Genomic DNA, 21,202 nt, shown 5'->3' with positions numbered 1-21,202 from the left:
TTATGTTCTTCATAACCTTCCAAGACCGTTCATATAATGGACTGATAAAGACATATCACGGGAGGTTTTCTTGGCATGCTATATGTATACGGGCCGATGCTGCCAGTACGTATCCTGGAAGAAATCGTATTTTGGAAAACACAAGAGAAAGAGCATACCGAAGTCATCAAAGCGATCGTACCTAAATTAGAGGATCCTTATGTGAAACTCCTCGATGAATGGGCCGTTGTTTTTGGTGCAACTGAGCAGGCGGCACAGCAGCTATTGAATGCTGCCCTTTCCTCTTCTCCTCCGCCACAGGCAGAACTCACTGCGGAAACGGAGAAACTGCTACATATCTCCTGCAATCAATCCCAAGAGTTCGTCCGGCAGCTCTTTGCCATCATGGAGAGTAGCGCAGCGGTCAAAGCCGTCCCCCTTGCAACTACTGTGATTCTGCATATTATTCGCGAATCAGAATACTTCTTAGCCGTACTGCAGACACTCAGCTCGCCCGGAAAGCTTTCACAAGTCATGCGTGATTACACAGAGGATTATGTCGTAAACATCGATACAGACGATACTATGCGGAATGATGGATTTTCTACTTTTACTGACACTGTTCCTGATATCCGCGATAAAAACGACGCGGTACCCATTGGCGGCCATACGCTACCTCCCTTGCCTTACGCCTATAATGCACTAGAACCTTATATTGACGAAAAGACGATGAGAATTCATCACGATAAGCACCATCAAAGTTATGTAGATGGATTAAACAAGGCTGAAGTTAAATTAGCAGATTCCCGTAAGAACGGTGACTTCGATCTCGTTAAACATTGGGAGAGAGAATTAGCCTTTAATGGTGCAGGCCACTATCTTCACACGATCTTTTGGAACGTGATGTCTCCGCAAGGCGGGGGCCGCCCAACAGGTGCTTTACTAGAAGCTATAGAACAAAGCTTTGGAAGCTATGACAGCTTCAAGAAACAGTTCACCGAAGCTGCGAATAAAGTAGAAGGTGGCGGATGGGCCATTCTCGTCTGGAGTCCACGTAGCCATAGACTAGAAATTCTCACTGCGGAAAAACATCAAAATTTATCGCAATGGGACGTTGTTCCGCTCTTGGCCTTGGATGTATGGGAACATGCCTACTATCTGAAACATCAGAATAATCGTGCGGATTATATTAACGATTGGTGGAAGGTCGTCAACTGGCCATATGTGTCAGAGCGTTATGCGGCTGCCAGTAAACTGGCATGGAAGCCTTACTGATCTCTTACCACTTCGTAGAAAACATCACTTCTATTCGCTTATATTGACCCAAAAGGACCCATCGTTCACAAAAAGTGAATGATGGGTCCTTCTAATTTCGAGGTATAGACACCTCTATATACTATTCTTTAATCAAGCTCAGAAACTCCGCACGAGCGGCGGCATCCTCCCGGAAGACCCCTCTAGTAGACATGGTTACCGTCTTACTTCCTGGCTTCTTCACTCCACGTGCGCACATACAAAGATGTTCACCTTCCACAACGACCATAACGCCGTGAGGGCTTAGTACCTCCGTCATAATATCCGCAATTTGCGTCGTAATGCGCTCTTGAACCTGCAAACGCCGACTCACTGCTTCAACTAGACGAGCTAATTTGCTGAGTCCAGCAATCCGTCCGCTCGGAATGTATCCAATATGCACTTTACCGAAGAAAGGAGCCATGTGATGCTCACATTGGCTGTAATAGACGATATCCTTCACGATCACTAGCTCTTCATGAGACTCATCAAAAGTAACACCGAGCGCCTCGCGGGGATCTATCGAATAACCGCCGAATATCTCCTCGTACATCCGCGTAACACGTGCTGGTGTTTCAAGCAGTCCCTCGCGGCCGGTATCTTCACCGATTAATTCTAATATTTTCTCAACGTGATACTCGATTTGCTCACGGTTCTCTGATACTTTACCGTTCACGTATTCATTGATGTTCCCCATGATGTCTCCCCCTTCCGCACCCGTATAATTTCTATCCGGACCCGGTTACTTACTTCTACGTTTATTCCCTTTAGCTGCTCCTGGTCGGGCGCCTGTCTGGTTCTGATTCTTCATCATCTGTTGGGCACGTTGCATTTGTTTCCCATTCAGGTTATAACCCATTTGTTTCGCAACCTTTTGCAGCATTTCAGGATCATTCTGCATAGTTGTCATTTGTCTGCGCAGATAATACACACCGATAAAAAATCCACCGATGAGACCTACGACCAATGTAATAATAGGTAATGCGATATTCATCTAAAGCCCACCTCTACACTCTATTGTCTGCATCGCCATATGGCACGCGAATCTATCATAGCATTTCGAGAACTGGACAGCAATTGGGAATATGCAACCTGTCTATGATCTTTTTCCTTCATTAAACATCGCTGTCCTCTCGTGCCTGCTTCGCAGTAAGGAGCACATCCTGTGCCCGGCTCAGCATTTCTTTTACCGTGTCATGCTCTTCGCGCTCTAAAGCCGATTCAACAGCAGCTAGAGCCTCCTCACCACCGATGCGTCCCAGCGCCCAAGCAGCAGTGCCTCGCATCTCAGGCCGCGACTCTTTCAGAACAATTTCTGTTAGCTTTGGCACCGCTTCTACTTCCTTGAAATTACCGAGAGCGATGATCGCATTTCGTTGCATCGGCTTTTTGCCTCTCCAGGCAGCAGAGCTATTTCCGAATCTCTCTTTGAATTCACGGTTGCTAAGATCCAGGATTGGCATTAACAATGGCTTCACGATCTCAGGATCAGGCAGCATCTGAGGGCGATGATTCCAGTTCTTCCCTCGATTCTTGGGACATACAATCTGGCAGGTGTCACAGCCGTATAGACGGTTGCCAATCTTGGTCATGTATTCATCACTCAGAAATCCTTTGGTCTGCGTCAGAAAAGAAATACAAGCCTGCGCGTTAAGTTGACCCGGACCCACCAGCGCGCCGGTTGGACAAGCATCAATACACTTGGTACATTCCCCACAGCCTTCTTCAACAGGCTCATCCGGAGCAAAAGGAATGTTCGTAACCATCTCCCCTAGATAAATCCAAGATCCCCATTTGGGCGAGATGATGGAACAGTTTTTGCCGCTGAAGCCTATTCCTGCTCTTTCCGCAACCGCTCTATCTACCAGCACACCGGTATCGACCATACTTTCCAGCACAGCCTCCGGCACACGCTCATGAATAAAGTCCTCTAACTTACTTAAGGCCTCCCTCAGCACATGATGATAATCCCTGCCCCATGATGCTCGGGCGAGAATACCTCTTCGTGCACCTGGCTCAGATTTTGGAGGATTCTCCATTTTGGAAGGATAGGCCACAGCAATTGAAATAATAGATAAGGGCTTGTCCCCAGAGCTCAGAGCGGGGATTGTCCTTTTATCCAGATCCGGTTCCTCGAAACCAGATTCATATCCTTTGTCTCGGTGGTCTTGCAAAATATTTTTCAGATATAAAAAAGGCTCTGCTGTAGTAAACCCGATATCATCAATACCGAGTGACGTCGCAGCCTCCTGAATCTCCGCTTTAAGCTGTGCCCACTTGGAAGGCGGGGGTGCATACGGTGACTGAAATGTATTGTTCATTTCCGCCTTCTCCTTTTCATGTTATCGATAAAATTCTTATAACCCTTTCAGTTTAGACAGCGGCCACCAGATATAATCCGCCCTGCCTACAATCATGTCCTGTGGGATGGAGCCGAAATAACGACTATCTTTGCTTGCTGAAGCATGACGGTTATCTCCCATGACAAAATAGTTTCCGCTCTCCACAGTTAACGCCGCGAAATCCGGGTCTTCAATCTCGGTATCTATATACGGCTCATTCACTATTTTTCCATTCACATATAACTGGTGATCCTTCACTTCTATGATATCTCCAGGTATGCCAATGACTCGTTTTACTAAAAAGTCCTTCCGACTTGGTCCAGTGCTAGGATCATGAAGAATGACGACATCCCCGTGTTTTGGGTTTACAAACATCAATGAAAGCTTATTAATAAAGAGCCTCTCACCTTCCACAAGCGTTGGCTGCATAGACTGACCTTTAACCGTTGATATATTGAACACAAAAATATTAAGAACCGACATTACCGCAAATACAACTACCGCTGTAAGCAACCAATCCTTCAATTCCGCGGCCAAACGACCACCAAAGCCTTTCTTTGATCTGGAGGATCTATGTCTTTGCTTCCGATTACGCATGAACTCTACTTGGGACTCCTGACTCAATATGTCACCTCTTATTCTCAATTATTGATGTCTATACTTGCAGATATTATAACAATAAAAAAGCATATCTCCCAGCCATTAGTAATGGACTTCTGGAAAATACGCTTGAGTATGAGTGAAACAGACTATATCATCAACTATAGTTCTATATTTAGTAAATGTTTCCGCTTACGCAGCTGAGTGATCAAAATTACCCAACAATGCTCAGCTTCCGGACAGATTTAAAAATTTGATTCTCGCTATATCCCATAGCTTCATACAATGGCAATGCAAAAGAATTATGCTCATCGACGGCTACGTAGATACCACTAACCTTACGAGCTTGAAACCTGGATTCCATAGCCGATACCAGACTTCTACCGACTCCTCTGCGGCGATAATCAGGATGTACAGCAATCCGGAAATAACAACCGTGGTTTTTCTCAATCGTACCAATCAGTGCTCCAACAATTTCTTCTTCATCTTCCGCAACTACAATGAGATCTGAATCCCATGAAAGCTGCCTGGAGAAAGGCTCGATAGTGTTCTCGAAACATTCTTCCGATAATGCTGTTTGCAGCAAATCAGTCACAGGGCTAACGTCGCTTAATTGAAAGGAACGAACGTGCATTCTTTAAAATCTCCCTTGTCTATGGCTTATGAATTTAACAAAAAGAAGGGGTTCCCTTAACATTGAGAAAATAAAAAAAAGCATCAAATACCGAGGAATACCTGCTTTTAAATCTATTAAAGCACACTTTTCTCGTGATATCATCATTTTTCTTTTGAAAGCGCTTAATATCAAGCGTTTACATTTTGGTTGAGATTCATTGTTTCATTATAAGGGTAATTATACAGAGTTATGTCTATGGGGTGACGGCTCTTTATTTTAACATTTTAAATACAATTGATGATCCTGTTTACACTCCCAACATACTTTATAAACATTTATGTTTGTTTAGTGTTGCATTATTGATCCAGATACTGTTTAATTAAAGTATCCTATTGGGAGATACCCTATAGTACATATCAACAATAAAGAATTTTGACGATAAACCGCCGAAGTTCTTTATCTATACAAATTCTAATATACTCAGGAGGGATTTTTCCATGGCATTTCAATTACCAGCACTTCCTTATGCAAACAACGCACTCGAACCACACATCGACGCTTTGACGATGGAAATTCACCATGATAGACACCATAACACATATGTGACTAATCTGAACGCAGCTTTGGAAAAGGCACCTGAATTGCAAAGCAAAAGCATCGAAGAACTTCTTACAGATCTGAACGCTGTACCAGAAGCTATCCGCACTGCTGTTCGTAACAATGGTGGCGGACACGCTAACCACACCTTGTTCTGGGAAGTTATCGGACCAAACGGCGGCGGCGCACCAACTGGCGCACTTGCAGCAGCTATTGACAGCGAACTGGGCGGATTCGAAAAATTCAAAGAAGATTTCGCAGCAGCAGCAACCACTCGTTTCGGCAGTGGCTGGGCTTGGCTAGTTGTTAAAGATGGCAAACTGGCAGTAACAAGCACACCTAACCAAGACAACCCAATCAGCGAAGGCGCTACTCCAATCCTCGGACTTGATGTATGGGAGCACGCTTACTACCTGAACTACCAAAACAAACGCCCTGATTACATCAAAGCGTTCTGGAACGTAGTAAACTGGGAAGAAGTTGGCAAACGTTACGAAAGCTCGAAATAAGGAATTAAATTCGGCTTGAGCTTATAGCTTAATAGCCAATTTAAAAAGGTATCCCCTGGCCTAATAGGCTGCGGGATACCTTTTTTTATGTTGCTCTACTGGGCAGAGTCCCCAAATAGCCTTCGTCTTACTATAATTAGGGAAAAACTCCCTAAAATTCAGCGATATTCTCCATAAACACTAGTAATAAGGGAAAACTTCCCTAAAAACCAGCGGTTCTGGAGCATAAATAAGATATTCACCGAATTTTTAGGGAGGTTTTCCCTAAAATGATTAAAAATAGGCGGAAAGGGCATGATTTCAGGGAATAATTCCCTAAAATCAATTTTGATCACTCTTGAGGTCATAAAACAACAGAAGCAATTAGATGTAAGCATAGTACATTCCATACTTTGCTTACATCCCATACTTCTACATCAAACATTCTCTACTTCCCCGCCTTCGCCAGCTCTTCCTGCTCATCGAAATAAAGATTCAGCAGCTTCAAGAAGACATTAGGAAACGCATAATTAGCCATGTCCTCACGACTGATCCAGCGCACGGCTCCGCCATCCTCTGGACTAGCATTACCATCCTCAAATTTCTCGATGGGCACGCTGCTGTCCATCTCTGGGAACAGGCCTGCATCCGCGGTGTAGGCTGCCCGTCCTTCTGCCGCTATTGGCAGCGGAAGGGCGTCCTCCTCCCTGCAGCGATACACCTGCAGGGTCCACACAATATGGCTGAAGATATGCTCAGCAGCCATCCAGTGCTCCTCAGGCCGGGCTGAGATCCCGGCCTGCCGCAGTGACCGGCGCAGCCGGTCCAGCGCCGCGGCCTCCGGCAGCCGCGCGCTCTTGGCGCCGCCTTCCGCTGGCGGCGCCTGCCAGTGCGGCAGCTCCCACATGCGGGCTAACAGCCCGCTTTGTGGCCGCTGCCGGATGAGCACTTGGCCCGCGTGGGCACCGCGGCCCTCGATTAAGGCCGCCAGCCGCTCCTCTGGGCGCGGCGGCTTGGCCTTGGTCTTGACGGGCAGCGAAGTCTCGCAGCCCGCCAGGCGCGCAGCGCAATGCTCCATCACCGGGCAGGTTAAGCAGCTCGGTGATTTCGGGGTGCATACGAGCGCCCCGAGTTCCATAAGCGCCTGATTAAATGAGGCAGCTTCCCCCTCCGGGATCAGCTCAGCCGCCAGGCGCTCCATTTTCACGCGGGTGGGTCCCTTAGCGATATCATCCTCGATGAGGAAGTATCGGGACAACACCCGCATTACATTACCATCTACCGCTGGCTCTGGCCGATTAAACGCGATGCTGAGAATAGCCCCTGCTGTGTAAGGACCCACTCCCTTTAAGCTGAACACCGCATCACGGTCATTCGGCACCTGTCCACCATAAAGCTCCTTTACCTGCTTGGCTGCATGCTGTATATTACGTGCGCGGGAATAATATCCTAAGCCTTCCCAACACTTAAGCACGTCTTCTTCAGGGGCGTCAGCGAGTGACTCCACCGTCGGAAAGCGTTCAATAAAACGATTAAAATAAGGGATTACCGTATCTACCCTTGTCTGTTGCAGCATAATTTCAGAAATCCAAATATAATAAGGATTGCGGTGCCTGCGCCAAGGCAAATCCCGCTTCTGCCCTTGATACCACTCCAGCAAATGATAACTGAAATATTGCATGGGCTCTCGCAGCTCCTGATCTTGTTTATCTTGTCCTTCTTTAAAATCCAGCTGTTTTGGTCGTTCATCTTGATTTTGCAGATCTTGTCCTTTTTTTAACTCTCGTCCTTCTTCTCGTTCCTGCAAATCCTGTCGTTCTTGTTGTTTCATTGTAACTCTCCTTGCCCTTCTATAATCACGGTTCAATTCATGAACCTAGCTCCTCCACCACCGCAAAAGCTGAAGCCAAATCACGGCCATGTGTTATCGTAAGATGAATGGTATACTTCTGTCCTTCAGGTAGATCTAGTCTGCTCCAGGCTTCGCGTGATAAGGTTACTTCTGGCTTTCCTTTACGGTCAGGTAATATCTCAATATCCTGAAAACCAACCACATTACCAATGCCACAACCTAAAGCCTTCACAACGGCTTCCTTGGCAGCAAAACGCCCGGCTACGAACTCAGCCAACCTTCCACCTCGTTGCTCAGCAAGCTGGTACTCTTGCTCCGTTAGGATGCGCTGGTTGAATTTCTTGCCCTGTCCCCTGCGCATTACCTCTGAAATTCGCTCAATTTCTAACACATCATGTCCGATTCCGTAAATCAAAATTTCACGCTCCTTATGGACGTGTATCCTATACTACTTCAATAATGGTATGATCATTATACAGGTCATTCATTTCAATTTTAAATTATAGTCCTATAAGATTCTTTCTGCTATCTTAAAAGAAAATGCTTTGGAAGTCTATCTAGGCGCCTTCGTGATGGACTTGCTGATTTACTTTATTTATATATAGAGAGAGGGGATTACCCTATGCAGCATCGTAATTTCGAAATACCCGCTGGTGAAGACGCTGTTCTCCGCTGCTCACACTTTCCTGCCCAAGAAGCACCTAAGAGCCTTATCGTTATTGCACACGGCTACAAGGGCTTCAAAGATTGGGGGATGTTTCCTTACATAGCCACTACTCTCAGCCAAGATCATGAAGTGATCACCTTCAACTTCTCTCATGCTGGAATCGGAGAGGATCTGCTGCATTTTACCGAGCTTGAGAAATTCGCCCGCAACACCTTTCGTCGCGAGCTGAAGGACATGGAAATACTGTTGTCCTACCTTAGCCAGCACCCGAAATTCGGCAGCTTACCCTTATTCCTTCTAGGACATAGTCTTGGAGGGGGAATTTGTCTGGTCTACACGCTTGACCATCCCAGTGAAGTTAGCGGGGTCATCTCCTGGAACGGGGTTACGAAGCTCGATTTGTTGACGGAAGAACAAAAGCAGGAGATGAAGCAAACAGGACGAACCCACGTCCTTAATGCACGCACGGGTCAACAAATGCCGCTGGATGCTGTTATTTTAGAAGATATGGAGAACCAACAAGAACGTTATAATATCCTTGAACGCATGAAGACAGCGTCCTTCCCAGTTGTTCTTATTCAAGGCAGTCTGGATGGAGCGCACCTCCGGCAAGGATCTGAGCAGCTCACTGAACTCCGGCCCGATATTAACTGGGTTCATATTCCTGAGGGTAATCATACCTTCGGTACTGTGCATCCTTTTGCCGGCACTACCCCACAATTGGAGCTTGCGATTGCTTCGACCACTAATTTTATCGATCAAACGCTGGCTAACTAAGATTCTTGTAACTTATCCATCTCACAAAAAACCGCCACGAGAGCTGCTACAACGCAGACCCGTGGCGGTTTCTACTTCTACCTATTCTAAATTCCAGGAATGACATTGCGCTTATGCGCCGTTCTCCGGTAGTAATTCTCGAGTTTCTCCGCTACCTCTGGGTTAACCTGTTTGCCTTCCAAATAATCGCTATTATCGTCATAAGTAATGCCCAGCTCGGTTTCATCCGTCTGCCCCGGCCATAAGCCTGCCGTAGGTGCTTTAGTAACAATATCCGCAGGCACACCAATATGAGCAGCTAATTGACGAACCTGACGTTTGTTAAGTGTGGATAGAGGTGTAATATCTACAGCACCATCCCCCCACTTGGTGTAGAAACCCGTAATGGCTTCTGAAGCATGATCCGTTCCTACTACAATCAGATTGTTCTCAAAAGAGAGCGCATATTGCATAACCATACGTGTTCTCGCTTTAACATTCCCCTTGCCTTGATGGGTCATATGACGATGTTGGCCCAAGGACTTCAGGCTATGCTCAACTTCAAGCGCAATCTCATTTACAGCTTCCTCAATGTTTGTCTCCACGGTATGGGTCAGATTAAAAGCTTTTGCGACATCATAGCTGTGCTGGATATCCTCTTGAACACCATATGGCTGGTATACTCCAAGCGTAATATACTCTGTGCCTTCTTGAGCCGACAGCTCGTCCGTAGCCTGCTTACACAGACCCGCAGCTACCGCGCTGTCCACCCCGCCGCTAATGGCGATCAATAATCCTTTAGCACCTGCCTTCAGCACGTACGACTTTAAGAAATCAACCCGTTTGCGTACCTCTGCTTCTACATCAATCGTTGGCTTCACACCAAGATCAGCAATAATTTCTTCCTGTAAACTCACAAACCACACCCCGTTCCATCAGAAATGGTTCCATATCATCAAAATATCCATACCAAGTGAAGCTCTATGCTTCTAAGTATATTCTATCCCATTATCGCTCTTATATTTTGAAAAATCCCGCAACAGCCGAATTACCGACTAATGCGAGATTATATGGAATAACTTTTTTACTTGCAAAAACGATCAAAAACTTCTTTCAACTCAGCAGCAATTTCAGCAGCCGAACGATTCTCAACACTATGGCGTTCAATAAAATGAACGAGCTCTCCATCCTTCATCAATGCGATGGAAGGGGAAGATGGCGGATAAGGAGCAAAATATTCACGCGCTTTAGCAGTAGCTTCTTTCTCTTGACCTGCAAACACTGTGAACAAGTGATCCGGAGCGATCTCATTTTGCAATGCCTGAGCTACACCAGGACGGCATTGTCCAGCGGCACAACCACAGACCGAATTCACGACTACAAGCGCCGTACCTTTTGCGGTAGGAAGAGTGGCTTCCACCTCTTCTGGAGTCATAAGCTCCTGAAACCCAATGCTTGTAAGGTCATCACGCATAGGCTGAATCGAATCTCTCATATATTGATTAAAAGACATGGACATTTCTCTGCACTCTCCTTCACTGATTACTGTTTTGTCAGATAACATTACAGCAGTACTTACTAACTTTATTATACATTCATACTCTGTGAAAGCAAGAGATGCTACAGTAACCTGATTCAATCCGCAAGCATGGCTTCGCTATATTCTTCCTTTACTAAAGGGAATGAGATGGTAAATACTGTACCCTCTCCTTCTACAGAATCTACAGTTATTTTACCGTTATGCCGTTCCACAATACTGAGACACAAGGATAACCCTAGACCCGTTCCCTCCCTTTTTGTTGTGAAGAAAGGGGAAAACAACTTCTCTCGTTGACTGTCCGACATACCTATTCCTCTATCCCTTACAATCAGCTCCACTTGTTCCTGAGTACTATGTGTTTCCAGTGTCAGAATCCCCTTGGATCCCATAGCCTCCATGCCGTTTCGGCCTAAATTAAGGATAAGCTGCTTGATTTCCCGAACGTTTAACTCCAATTCATGGATGGATGCGTTCAGCTTTAGCTCAACACTTTGACCACGAAGATTAGCATCCGCCCACAGCAGCGGACTGACTTCTTCTATAACTCGGTGTAATAGCACTTTCTCCTTATCAGATATCCGGCTTTGCGCCAGCGATAGGAAATCATTAATAATGCTATTCGCCCGATCCAGCTCCTCCAATACGATCTGATAATAAGAATCCAAGTCATCCGAGCTCTTTTCTCTCATTAGCTGTAAAAATCCGCGAACTACCGCCATAGGATTACGAATTTCATGGGTAATTCCGGCTGCCATCTGCCCTACTAAGCTCAAACGTTCCACATGATCCAGCTCTGAGCGGAGTTTCACTTCATCCGTAATATCCTGTGCAATGAGTACCACTCCACTCGTTAATCCTGAGTTCTTATGCATTAGTGGTGCTGAATAAATTTGATAGATCCGCGTTCCATGAATCATTCGCTCATGGGAACGCCGTTTATGCTGAATGTTATCCCGTACCCTCATATATGCATCAACATCCGCTGAACCATTAAAAAATTCCCTAACCGGCTTGCCAATAATATCTTCCCTTTTCAAATTGGGATAATGCATTCGTGCCATTCCCAACATACAATCATTGAGGTCGGTCACAACTCCGTGATCATCCAGGGACATAATACTCAGAGGTACTACATTTGTAATCTGCTGCAGCTTCTCAGACTCCCACTGGAAATTATCACTTATACTTTCCATATGTATTTTAGCCCGCCAACTACTCCAGACCATTTCAACAAAATAAACAAAAACACCGCCTAGTGCGATGCTGAAAAATAGATACAAAGTAATCAAAAGTGACTCGCCAGAATGAGCCTCATATATATTTTTTCCACCTATAATAGGCACAAGTGCAATGAACAACATATTCGGACAAAGAACCATCCATAACATACCTATCTTCTCTACCACTGTGCCTTTCTTAAAAGGCTTAGCCAGCCCAAACAGCAACGGATATAATAATATTCCTGAATTTAATATCATATTACTTATTCCTGCTGGCTCTGCAATGAATATATTACAGACAAGCAAAAAGATGGACAGCAGAATGCCTGAACGTACAGTTCCATATAAAATACCGATATAAGCAGGAATCATTCCTAAATTCAAATAAGCAATACCGAATAAAGTCGTCGAAAGAAGAGAGCATAGCATAAGACTTAACGCACACGCCAAAACCAAAAAAGTTTGATTATCCGGGAAACTACCTTTTTTTCGAGCCACAAGCCCTCGGTCCACCCACCACTGAATCAGAAATAGAAAGGAGCATGCTGCCGATATTTGCAATAATATATCCTTAATTGCGCCAATAATTACAATCACACCCCAAAATGGACAAATTCCCCTACATGACTAGATTAAAGCACAGGATTACTCTCCTGACAACGATTATAACCAAGTGAGCGGACAAGACTGGTTACATGACAGTCAGAATGGTATGATTCCGTTAGGAAAACACGAAGTAACACCAGTGTCTTAACATGTAAAGGAGTAAAATTTCATGAGCAACTTCGATGTGATCGTCATAGGTGGCGGCCCTTCGGGATTAATGGCAAGCGTGGCCGCAGCAGAACACGGGGCATCCGTACTACTGATCGACAAGGGAGCTAAGCTAGGACGAAAGCTCGGGATATCTGGTGGCGGACGCTGCAATGTAACGAACGTCAAGGAGAGAGATGAGTTAATCTCCCATATCCCGGGAAACGGGCGGTTTTTGTATAGCGCCTTCGACCATTTTAATAATCAAGATATCATTGCCTTTTTTGAAGGCTTAGGCATTGCATTAAAGGAAGAAGACAACGGACGGATGTTTCCCGTCTCCGATAAGGCCTCCAGCGTCGTCTCCGCCTTAATCAACAAAGTACGAGGTCTAGGTGTGCAGATTATGACGGATAGTCCTGTCTCACATGTAATATATGGAGAAGGGGCTGTTAAAGGCGTTCAGCTAGGCTCGGGCAAAACGATTTCCAGTGCTGCCGTAATCATCGCCACCGGAGGAAAGTCCGTTCCTCAGACCGGCTCTACTGGAGATGGGTACCCATGGGCTGAAGCCGCAGGCCACACCATTACTGAGCTATTTCCGACAGAGGTACCGATTATTTCACGGGAAGAGTGGATTAAATCCGGTGAGCTGCAAGGATTGTCGCTACGCGATGTGGCACTTACTGTATGGAATCCAAAAGGAAAGAAGGTCATTTCTCATCGCGGAGATATGATCTTCACCCATTTTGGATTATCCGGGCCAATTGCACTGCGCTGCAGCCAATTTCTGAGACAGGTCCAGCGTAAATCAGGGAATGACACGGTTGAGATGTCCATCGATCTCTTCCCTGATCTGAACTTGCAAGAAGTGGAATCATCGCTGCAGGACAAGCTGGACCAGGAGCCGAAGAAAGCGATCCGCAATTCACTAAAGGGGCTACTGCCAGAACGTCTCATTCCCCTCTTGTTAGCTAAAGCTGACCTGGATGGAGATATTACGGGTCATAATGTATCCAAGAATGGATTGCATGCGCTAGCAGGTATCTTGAAAAGGATGCCCGTTAATGTTCATGGTACCCGCTCCCTGTCCGAAGCCTTTGTTACGGGTGGCGGCGTAAATCTGAAAGAGATCGATCCCAAAAGAATGGAATCTAAGCTTATGCTAGGGTTATTCTTCTGTGGAGAGGTACTCGATATCCATGGCTACACTGGTGGCTACAATATAACAGCAGCGTTCTCTACTGGATATACAGCAGGCAAACATGCCGCTGACCTTCGCCTTAGTTAATGTGTCGCAACTAAAAACAGCGTGACTTGAGAGGCTTCTCAAGTCACGCTGTTTTTTATCTATCTATCAATCTTTGCCCAGTCGGAACGTACCAAATATTCTGCTGATAAAGAGTCCAACCATGTATCCAACCGGTACGAACAAGATGATCCCCCACCATCCATATAAAGAGAGACAGATTAGTGCGGAGGTAATCATTGTAAAGGGAAGTAATAAAATAGGGACCGCATGCATACCCGCTTCAGCCTTTTGTTCTTTCGTAAATGGAAGTATCCCAATGTAATCATCTCCAACAAACAAAGACCAGAACGAAAACAGCCAAAAAGTCATAAGCGATGTTAATACTACAAATCCTAGCCATTTAAATCCCGATGGAATGATAAGGATCGCTACCGCGGACACGGCAGTGAAAGCCAAGTAAAGCTTCAAATGGGCCGGATTCCGTACGAGTGCCTTAATCGCTGCCGCAGAGAAACGGCTCTCGGCAGTCTTTGATTTAAGCAAAGGCTGCGACTTCCGGAAAATCCATGGCTTATGGCGAGTAGGGCGAGGTTTATCCAGAACATGGCGGAGCAGTATGGCCGCTATCTTCATTCGCTGCTTGTAGTCCTCGCGCACATCGTTCATAAATGTCCCACGCATCACTAAGCGCCACCGGAAAGCAATTATTGCAACAACTGTAAATACAACCGCACTCAGCAATATGATGAGCGGGCGATCATTCCAAAGGCTAGCTACTCTGAAATAAATAGCGTTCGGGACGGAGATCGCCAGAAATAGCCATAACCAGCGACGCCAACCTTGCTTCTGTACTTTTACAAGATGTCCAAGTAACTTAACACACCAACTGCACGCCAAGGTCAGAGCGAACAGCGCCCATACCTCCGATGACGTCATCTCAAATCCCCGAATCAGAAAAGGCAGTAACAGTGCAAAAGCTACACAGAACTTCAGCGAGGTTACAATCAGGCTGTAGAGCAACCCGCGAAATAGGATCGTATTCATCCATCGTTGCCGTTGTCTAAGAAATAATAGATCGCCTTCCTGCAATAACAGTACCAAGCCCCCGTTGCAGATCAAGAGCACTAATAATGAAGGAATGAGCATAAACGGCAAATTCACACTCCAAGCCGGTAGCGCCTCATTCCAGAACCCATAATACAAACGCCCTCCCAATAATCCCCCGGGAATAAGAATATATAAAAGAACGGTCCAATCAGCCGCCGTACGGATAATAGCGGATTGCTCACGCCAATGAGAGAATAGCCGCCGTCTGAATAGTTGTTTAGCGTTAGAAAAAGCAAACGCCCGCTGTCCCTGCTTACTCATGTTAATTCGTCGAAGCAATCAAACAACGACGCCTCCGGCAGTCCAGCATAATCACGTATATCTTCGAGTGTTCCTGAGGCGGCAACCTTTCCCCCGGAGATCAATACGAAATCATCGCATATCTTCTCTGCTGTATCCAGTACATGCGTAGACATTAATACACCAGCTCCGCGCTTCCGCTCCGCTTCTAGCAACCGCAGGAAATCTTTAGTGGCGCGGGGGTCTAAACCAATAAATGGCTCGTCCACAATATAAACATCCGGTTGTACCAAGAAGCCAAGCATTAGCATCATTTTTTGTTTCATGCCCTTAGAGAATCCAGCTGGAAGATCATTGCGCACATGGCCCATACCAAACTGCTTCAACAGTCTTTCTGCAGTTTCTTCGAACTGTTCGTACTTCAGTCCATAGGCAGCGGCCGCTAAATCCAAGTGCTCCCACAATGTCAAATCCTCATAAAACACAGGTTGCTCCGGAACATAAGCGTAAGATTTATTAACTCCACTAAAAGACACTTTAGCCTTGGTATTCTTCAACAAACCAAGCAGGGTCTTAATGGTTGTACTTTTCCCAGCACCATTAGGTCCGATCAGTCCGAGCAGTTGACCTCGCTTCACTTGAAAAGAAATATCGAATATGCAAGGATCTCCCGCTTCATAGCCAGCTTCATCGATCTCAACATCGAGCACAATGTCGTCATAGCTCTCGGTATCCACTGTAGTTTCTTCTTTTTCCATACTCTCCATCTCCTAGTACTTCTAATAAATACTATTATAAATTGCATTCCCTATTGCGTATATGAATGATATTCAAATGATCAACAGAGGCAATCGCAACTTATCTAATCGTACTATATATTTTTCCTGAAAATAATCAAGCTGCTTTTTTCACAATAATAACTTAAGCCCTGCGCAATAGCGAATAAAAGAAACCTCCCATCAAAGGGAGGTCTGTCCTACAAGGTCCATATTATTCGACGCAGCTATTCCTTCCTGCTTCTTGATCGCCGCTTCATCCCTGCGCTCGATTTTACCACGCAGCATTAACAGCCCTAGTCCTAGCAATCCTGTAAGCAAACCAGATAGAATAAAGGCAGATACCGGCCCCGATGCTGTCACTAAGGCTCCACCGGCTACAGGTCCTAGAATAACAGCTGCGCTTGTCAGGCTGCCTATGGTTCCAAATACACGACCCGTGTATTCCGCAGGTGTCCGTTGCTGGAGCATTGAATTGAAGGGGATAAACGCTAGTCCTGCACCCACACCAGCAAACATGAAGGACCCAAACAAAGCAATGTTCATCCAGATTCCGGCTTGACCATGAGCAGTTACGATCCCTGCACTTGAGAAGACAACGCCCATGATTACAGCCCCTAATCCCATAAAAATAAGCGGATGCTTACCACTGCCTAATCGGCTTACAAGCAGCGCAGATAGCAAGGTTCCAAAGCCACTGGCTGCTACACACCACCCCAGCAGATCTCCGTTCACACCTGGAATCTCCCGGAATAACGTTACAATCTGAGAGTCTCCGATCTGTAGCATTAGCAGCACCAGTACTAGCATAACAATGCCACACAGCACTACAGGCATTCCTGCAATCACATGCAGACCTGCCGACATTTCTTGGCGGAAGGATTTACGCACATCCGTATCCCCCGAGCTTGCTTCCGTATCTTCCTTCTTTATCACAGCTGTACGCGGTAATCCAAGCAAAATAATCGCCGATAAAACGAATGTAGCAGAATCGATCATATAACAAACAGATATGCCGAAGGCTGCAACTAGCAATCCACCAAGCGCTGGACCCACAATTTTAGTTATCTGCTCTATAGATGAGCTAAGCGCCATTGCTTTATCCATCTGAACCGCAGGAACAAGTTCCTTAATCTTTCCGCTTTTGGCTGGAGAGAACAGCACATCCATACATCCCTTAGCCAGCAGCAGCACATAAACCTGCCACAGCGAGCCTGCAAATACCAAGCAAATAACAACCGCTGCACGGGCTATATCCGAACCAATCATTAGTGCCTTGCGGTTAAAACGATCACTTAAGTAACCTGCAAACGGTCCTCCTAAGAGCAAAGGCACTGCCATACATAAAGATATAGCCGTAATTTCCCACGGTGTGGCATTCCATTTAAACCCTACCATTGTCAGTAGCGCTAGTATATGCAACCAGTCTCCTACATTCGATACAAGCTGTGCCGCAATAAGCAGCATGAATGGTTTATTTGCGGTTAGCTTACTTTCTTTTAAACCATCAATATGATGTTCCTCCATCCTTCCTTCACTCCCCGTTACTATTTCTCAATGAAATAATAGTAAAATATTGGGGATTGTCATTCATCCGTCTGGAGGCGTAAAAAACACTGAACCGGGGGATGAAATTGATATCCTTTCAGAGACTGAAGTAAAAAAACATTCAATTTCAGCATCTTCAAAAAATTGTTTGATTTTTAATAATTAAAAGTTGCTCATTGTGACAAATCACATGTTCTTCATTCGATCTTTCACGTATTCTATTGTTATCTCAAAGTTCGTTGCACAGGTAAACCGTGCACTAATTAATATGATTACAGACGTGCGACGAGTTCACATGATTAACGATAGAGGGTGGAGAAGCATGATACAATCTTATGAACGTGATACACAATTAACACTACATTTGTACCGGGTATTTGCCAAATCATTCAAGAGTATTAATGAGCATGCTGTTACCGGCAGCAAAATTGAAGGTTTTAACCCTACTGCCTTTGCCGTCATGGAAGTGTTGTACTATAAGGGACCACAGCCCATTCAACAAATTGGTGCCAAACTACTGCTACAGAGCGGCAACGTGACTTACGTTATCGACAAGCTCGAAGAACGCGGCTATTTGCAACGCAAGCCTTGTCCAAGTGATCGTCGTGTGATTTTCGCAGAGTTGACCGCGGAAGGCGAACGTCTCATGAATGAGATGTATCCGAAATACTCAGAGCGTCTTCATCTTGCTTTCAGCGGACTGAATGATGAAGAGAAGGAACAAATGATCACTCTGCTCAAGAAGATGGGTCTGCAAGCTGAGAAGCTTTCCCCTCTTCCCCGTAAGTAGAGCTAGAGGCTAGGCTGCTTTTTACTTCATATGTGTTAGACAAGCTGTTATTGCACGAAGAAGCCCGACCGGTAAATACCCGGTCGGGCTTCTTTATGTGATTTAGAGAATGAGTTATGCCTTTTTCAAAGACGACGTAGCATCCTCTACCGAAGGTACACCCTTGCGCAAACCCCAAGATATAACTAGTGACAAGACTGCGAAAACTGCCATCACAATAAATAGTGAATGAAGTCCCCCTTCTAGTGCACCACGTAAACTGTTTGATACTTCGCCGGAGAGGTTAGTGCCTGTATGCGAGCCTAGCAGCTTATTAATATCATCACCTGTAACGTTTGAATCCGGTTGTTTTCGCAACAGCTGATCAATATTCAAGTTCAGCCAGGAACCGAAAATAGCCACCCCAATGGTCTGACCTAGGGACCTTGTAAATGCATTAAGTGCTGTGGACGCACCGCGTTGATCATATGCAACCGACGACTGAGCGATAATCGTGAAGACCGTAGAGGAGTATCCGAAGCCTACCCCACAGACCAGCATCAGGCATAAAAGGATTACCTGTGAAGACTCTCCTGTCAAGAAAACCAGACCAATAGCTCCGGCAGCAATCATCATTAATCCAAGCATTGCCGTTCGGCGAGAACCCGCTCGCAGAATCATCCGTCCGCCTGCGATTGACCCAAACATCCAGCCTACAGACATTGGCGCAAGCAGCAAGCCTGAGATCGCAGCGCTTTTTCCAGAAACGCCCTGAACCCATAAAGGGATATACGTAGAAAGTCCAATAATTAATGTGCTTACAAGCAGGTTGGCACCCGTTGATACTGCGATATTACGATTTGAGAATAGGTTCAGCGGAAGCATAGGCTCTGGTGCACGGCGCTCCACAAGCAAAAATAGGATTAACAGGATAACCGCTGCACCCAGTGTTGCGAGTAGTAAAGGAGAGGTCCATGCCAGGTTCTGCCCTCCCGTGGAGAGTCCAAAGAGTAGAGCACCCATGCCTGCCGCGAACAGAAGGACGCCTGGCACATCGATCTGTGTCTTCCGACGCACCTTTTCTTCCTTCAGGTAGCGCGCAATAAATACCATTGCCAACACGCCAAATGGCAGATTGAATACAAATACCCAGCGCCAGCTTAAGTAATCTACCACATAGCCACCAAGCAGTGGCCCTACCAAAGAGGAAATCCCCCATACAGAGCTTAGCAACCCTTGTGTCTTTGCTCTTTCTTCAATGCTGTAAATATCACCGATAATGGTAAAGGTCATTGGAATAAGTGCACCCGCACCGATCCCCTGTATCGCGCGAAACAGGATCAGCTGTTCCATACTTTGAGATATGCCGCATAATAATGAGCCTAGTAAAAAAACAGCCGCTCCCCACATGAATACAGGCTTACGTCCGAACAGATCACTGATTTTGCCGAAAATAGGTGTAGTAATAGCCATTGCCAGTAAATATGAAGTAAATATCCAGCTCAGCCACTGCATTCCCTGAAAGTCGCCTACAATCGCCGGCCCGGCTGGTCCTGTTACAGTTCCCTCAATAGCCGCTAGAAACGTGGCCAGCAGTACCCCTGTTAATATTAGTTTACGTTCTAAATCCCCTGTTGACTTCAATGTTCCAAACCCTCTCTTTATGTATTAAGTAGATTGCCACTCCTCGCGCAGTAGAGCATGGAGAGCAGTATCCTGAAAGCCGGAAGCGATCTGCCTGTATTGACGCAATACGCCTTCCTTCTGAAATCCAAGCCTATGAACCAGCCTCTCCGCACGGATATTATCAGGATGACAGACCGCTTCAATCCGATTCAAGCCCATAATATTGAAACCAAAATCGAGTACAAGCCCAAGCGCTTCTTTCATATATCCAAGCCCCCAAAAGGCAGGCGACAGATCACAGCCAATTTCACCACGGTAAGCTCCATGAAGCTGCCAATGGTTATATCCACAGCTACCTATGACTTCCTCCCCTGGTCCAATAATACTCCAACGTAAGCTCTCCTCTTCCTGAGCCATCTGTGATAGAAGGTCGATAAGCTGCTTCGTCTCTTCTATAGAGGATAATGCCGGTGCACCCAGCCAGAGAGAAACTTCCGGATGAGACCAAACCTGAAATAACGCTGAAGCATGTTCAGTAGTCATAGCACATAATTTTAATTTTCTACCGATCAGTGTAGGTGTCACTCCATTGCATAGATACAATTCTCCGCTCCCCCTTCAACTTATCAATTATACATCATTCAAGAGTATATCCTTAAGCTAAAAGTTCTAATTTCCTTAACTTTGAAAAGAACAAATTGTATCCTCTCACGTAAAAAGCGCCTGCATCAGAAGGGTAATTCTCCCTTGATACAGACACTTTTATGGAACTTTGCTTTAAATGATTTCATTCTGCTCCCTGAATAACTTCACTACACAGCACCTGAAGTTTGGCTCGAATATCCTTGAACTCTTCAATACCCGTGCCAGTAATACTGTACCCTTCACTATGTGCAGTCAGAAAGTTGTCCAGCGTCAGCTTTTCCAATTCCTGTTTCACTTCGCGTTCTCCTACACGATACCCCATGTCTTCCAGTCCGAGCAGCATCTCCGAGATCGTCACATCTTTATCATGAGCATAATAAAGCATGTGAATTCCTATGAACAAGTTCTGTACATCAGCGCGCATATTCCACTCCTTCTGGCAACAAAGCCTTCGGTATTTACTCTTGCATTACCCTATGACAGTTCATTGGAAACATCATCACAAGGGTTCAGTGCTACAGAGGGATCATAGTCCA

Annotated in this window: 20 protein-coding genes and 1 pseudogene; 5 read left to right on the top strand and 16 right to left on the bottom strand. The window is 45.7% G+C overall.

Annotated features, from left to right (window positions below; translation table 11 throughout):
- The first annotated feature begins 75 nt into the window (after positions 1–75).
- Positions 76–1,254 (top strand): Fe-Mn family superoxide dismutase, encoded by a 1,179-nt coding sequence (locus MKX41_RS27665; protein ID WP_076285878.1) that lies wholly within the window; start codon positions 76–78, stop codon positions 1,252–1,254.
- Between the two features lie 121 nt (positions 1,255–1,375).
- Here the strand turns inward: MKX41_RS27665 and folE are convergent, their stop codons facing one another.
- From folE to MKX41_RS27640, 5 genes and pseudogenes are all read right to left on the bottom strand, one after another.
- The gene (gene folE / locus MKX41_RS27660) at positions 1,376–1,969 is read right to left on the bottom strand and encodes a GTP cyclohydrolase I FolE (RefSeq protein WP_042123940.1); all 594 of its coding nucleotides are present in this window, start codon (positions 1,967–1,969) and stop codon (positions 1,376–1,378) included.
- Positions 1,970–2,014: 45 nt separating this feature from the next.
- Complete coding sequence (locus tag MKX41_RS27655; protein ID WP_042123938.1) at positions 2,015–2,266, bottom strand: YneF family protein; 252 nt, start codon at positions 2,264–2,266, stop codon at positions 2,015–2,017.
- 130 nt (positions 2,267–2,396) lie between these two features.
- Positions 2,397–3,593: pseudogene (gene queG / locus MKX41_RS27650) on the bottom strand (tRNA epoxyqueuosine(34) reductase QueG); the annotation flags it as partial.
- A 36-nt stretch (positions 3,594–3,629) separates the two neighbouring features.
- A complete protein-coding gene (gene lepB / locus MKX41_RS27645; protein WP_076285881.1) occupies positions 3,630–4,238 on the bottom strand; it encodes a signal peptidase I in 609 nt (202 codons plus the stop codon).
- Between the two features lie 190 nt (positions 4,239–4,428).
- A complete protein-coding gene (locus tag MKX41_RS27640; RefSeq protein ID WP_036676822.1) occupies positions 4,429–4,848 on the bottom strand; it encodes a GNAT family N-acetyltransferase in 420 nt (139 codons plus the stop codon).
- A 479-nt stretch (positions 4,849–5,327) separates the two neighbouring features.
- Here MKX41_RS27640 and MKX41_RS27635 point away from each other — a divergent pair, with 479 nt between their 5' ends.
- Positions 5,328–5,936 carry a superoxide dismutase gene (locus tag MKX41_RS27635; protein ID WP_076285882.1) on the top strand — a complete coding sequence of 203 codons (609 nt, stop codon included), beginning with the start codon at positions 5,328–5,330 and terminating at the stop codon, positions 5,934–5,936.
- 427 nt (positions 5,937–6,363) lie between these two features.
- Here MKX41_RS27635 and mutY read toward each other — a convergent pair whose 3' ends face one another.
- Together mutY and acpS are read right to left on the bottom strand one after the other, a co-directional pair.
- A complete protein-coding gene (gene mutY, locus MKX41_RS27630) occupies positions 6,364–7,596 on the bottom strand; it encodes an A/G-specific adenine glycosylase (protein WP_340975109.1) in 1,233 nt (410 codons plus the stop codon).
- Between the two features lie 187 nt (positions 7,597–7,783).
- On the bottom strand, positions 7,784–8,182 hold the full coding sequence (acpS, locus tag MKX41_RS27625) for a holo-ACP synthase (protein WP_340973998.1): 399 nt from the start codon (positions 8,180–8,182) through the stop codon (positions 7,784–7,786).
- 207 nt (positions 8,183–8,389) lie between these two features.
- On the opposite strand from acpS, the gene MKX41_RS27620 reads away from it, so the two are divergent.
- Positions 8,390–9,211: an alpha/beta hydrolase gene (locus MKX41_RS27620; RefSeq protein ID WP_042184648.1), complete on the top strand. Its 822-nt coding sequence runs from the start codon at positions 8,390–8,392 to the stop codon at positions 9,209–9,211.
- Between the two features lie 86 nt (positions 9,212–9,297).
- On the opposite strand, the gene nadE is transcribed toward MKX41_RS27620, so the two are convergent.
- The 3 genes from nadE to MKX41_RS27605 all read right to left on the bottom strand — a co-directional run bounded on the left by nadE (position 9,298) and on the right by MKX41_RS27605 (position 12,448).
- Positions 9,298–10,107 (bottom strand): ammonia-dependent NAD(+) synthetase, encoded by an 810-nt coding sequence (gene nadE / locus MKX41_RS27615; RefSeq protein WP_042184646.1) that lies wholly within the window; start codon positions 10,105–10,107, stop codon positions 9,298–9,300.
- Between the two features lie 167 nt (positions 10,108–10,274).
- Positions 10,275–10,709 (bottom strand): BrxA/BrxB family bacilliredoxin, encoded by a 435-nt coding sequence (locus tag MKX41_RS27610; protein ID WP_042184644.1) that lies wholly within the window; start codon positions 10,707–10,709, stop codon positions 10,275–10,277.
- A 116-nt stretch (positions 10,710–10,825) separates the two neighbouring features.
- Positions 10,826–12,448, bottom strand: a complete 1,623-nt coding sequence (locus MKX41_RS27605; protein ID WP_340973995.1) for a two-component system sensor histidine kinase NtrB — start codon at positions 12,446–12,448, stop codon at positions 10,826–10,828.
- Positions 12,449–12,725: 277 nt separating this feature from the next.
- Between MKX41_RS27605 and MKX41_RS27600 the strand changes: the two genes are divergently transcribed.
- Positions 12,726–13,994: a BaiN/RdsA family NAD(P)/FAD-dependent oxidoreductase gene (locus tag MKX41_RS27600; RefSeq protein ID WP_340973993.1), complete on the top strand. Its 1,269-nt coding sequence runs from the start codon at positions 12,726–12,728 to the stop codon at positions 13,992–13,994.
- 66 nt (positions 13,995–14,060) lie between these two features.
- Here the strand turns inward: MKX41_RS27600 and MKX41_RS27595 are convergent, their stop codons facing one another.
- The 3 genes from MKX41_RS27595 to MKX41_RS27585 form a co-directional block, all read right to left on the bottom strand.
- The gene (locus MKX41_RS27595) at positions 14,061–15,341 is read right to left on the bottom strand and encodes an ABC transporter permease (RefSeq protein WP_340973992.1); all 1,281 of its coding nucleotides are present in this window, start codon (positions 15,339–15,341) and stop codon (positions 14,061–14,063) included.
- Positions 15,320–16,060, bottom strand: a complete 741-nt coding sequence (locus MKX41_RS27590) for an ABC transporter ATP-binding protein (RefSeq protein WP_042184638.1) — start codon at positions 16,058–16,060, stop codon at positions 15,320–15,322. The genes MKX41_RS27595 and MKX41_RS27590 overlap by 22 nt, the downstream gene beginning before the upstream one ends.
- Before the next feature lie 201 nt (positions 16,061–16,261).
- The gene (locus MKX41_RS27585) at positions 16,262–17,605 is read right to left on the bottom strand and encodes an MFS transporter (protein ID WP_340973991.1); all 1,344 of its coding nucleotides are present in this window, start codon (positions 17,603–17,605) and stop codon (positions 16,262–16,264) included.
- A gap of 343 nt (positions 17,606–17,948) precedes the next feature.
- On the opposite strand from MKX41_RS27585, the gene MKX41_RS27580 reads away from it, so the two are divergent.
- Positions 17,949–18,416 carry a MarR family winged helix-turn-helix transcriptional regulator gene (locus tag MKX41_RS27580; RefSeq protein WP_042123913.1) on the top strand — a complete coding sequence of 156 codons (468 nt, stop codon included), beginning with the start codon at positions 17,949–17,951 and terminating at the stop codon, positions 18,414–18,416.
- Between the two features lie 114 nt (positions 18,417–18,530).
- Here MKX41_RS27580 and MKX41_RS27575 read toward each other — a convergent pair whose 3' ends face one another.
- The 3 genes from MKX41_RS27575 to MKX41_RS27565 all read right to left on the bottom strand — a co-directional run bounded on the left by MKX41_RS27575 (position 18,531) and on the right by MKX41_RS27565 (position 21,090).
- Positions 18,531–20,039: an MDR family MFS transporter gene (locus MKX41_RS27575; protein ID WP_042184634.1), complete on the bottom strand. Its 1,509-nt coding sequence runs from the start codon at positions 20,037–20,039 to the stop codon at positions 18,531–18,533.
- 24 nt (positions 20,040–20,063) lie between these two features.
- A complete protein-coding gene (locus MKX41_RS27570; RefSeq protein ID WP_340973990.1) occupies positions 20,064–20,624 on the bottom strand; it encodes a GNAT family N-acetyltransferase in 561 nt (186 codons plus the stop codon).
- Between the two features lie 184 nt (positions 20,625–20,808).
- Complete coding sequence (locus tag MKX41_RS27565; protein ID WP_340973988.1) at positions 20,809–21,090, bottom strand: hypothetical protein; 282 nt, start codon at positions 21,088–21,090, stop codon at positions 20,809–20,811.
- Between the last annotated feature and the right edge of the window lie 112 nt (positions 21,091–21,202).

The sequence above is a fragment of the Paenibacillus sp. FSL R5-0475 genome (genome assembly GCF_038004585.1).
Classification (GTDB): domain Bacteria; phylum Bacillota; class Bacilli; order Paenibacillales; family Paenibacillaceae; genus Paenibacillus_AQ.
The sequence above is the reverse complement of the archived record's forward strand: the minus strand, read 5'-3'. Positions and strand labels throughout refer to the sequence as shown.

What these genes read in the sequence shown, in the direction of transcription:
- MKX41_RS27585 (WP_340973991.1), bottom strand. Translation starts at nt 17,605, where the DNA reads ATGGAGGAACATCATATTGATGGTTTAAAAGAAAGTAAGCTAACCGCA.
- MKX41_RS27600 (WP_340973993.1), top strand. Translation starts at nt 12,726, where the DNA reads ATGAGCAACTTCGATGTGATCGTCATAGGTGGCGGCCCTTCGGGATTA.
- folE (WP_042123940.1), bottom strand. Translation starts at nt 1,969, where the DNA reads ATGGGGAACATCAATGAATACGTGAACGGTAAAGTATCAGAGAACCGT.
- MKX41_RS27610 (WP_042184644.1), bottom strand. Translation starts at nt 10,709, where the DNA reads ATGTCCATGTCTTTTAATCAATATATGAGAGATTCGATTCAGCCTATG.
- MKX41_RS27655 (WP_042123938.1), bottom strand. Translation starts at nt 2,266, where the DNA reads ATGAATATCGCATTACCTATTATTACATTGGTCGTAGGTCTCATCGGT.
- mutY (WP_340975109.1), bottom strand. Translation starts at nt 7,596, where the DNA reads ATGCAATATTTCAGTTATCATTTGCTGGAGTGGTATCAAGGGCAGAAG.
- MKX41_RS27635 (WP_076285882.1), top strand. Translation starts at nt 5,328, where the DNA reads ATGGCATTTCAATTACCAGCACTTCCTTATGCAAACAACGCACTCGAA.
- MKX41_RS27565 (WP_340973988.1), bottom strand. Translation starts at nt 21,090, where the DNA reads ATGCGCGCTGATGTACAGAACTTGTTCATAGGAATTCACATGCTTTAT.
- MKX41_RS27590 (WP_042184638.1), bottom strand. Translation starts at nt 16,060, where the DNA reads ATGGAAAAAGAAGAAACTACAGTGGATACCGAGAGCTATGACGACATT.
- MKX41_RS27665 (WP_076285878.1), top strand. Translation starts at nt 76, where the DNA reads ATGCTATATGTATACGGGCCGATGCTGCCAGTACGTATCCTGGAAGAA.
- MKX41_RS27620 (WP_042184648.1), top strand. Translation starts at nt 8,390, where the DNA reads ATGCAGCATCGTAATTTCGAAATACCCGCTGGTGAAGACGCTGTTCTC.
- MKX41_RS27580 (WP_042123913.1), top strand. Translation starts at nt 17,949, where the DNA reads ATGATACAATCTTATGAACGTGATACACAATTAACACTACATTTGTAC.
- MKX41_RS27640 (WP_036676822.1), bottom strand. Translation starts at nt 4,848, where the DNA reads ATGCACGTTCGTTCCTTTCAATTAAGCGACGTTAGCCCTGTGACTGAT.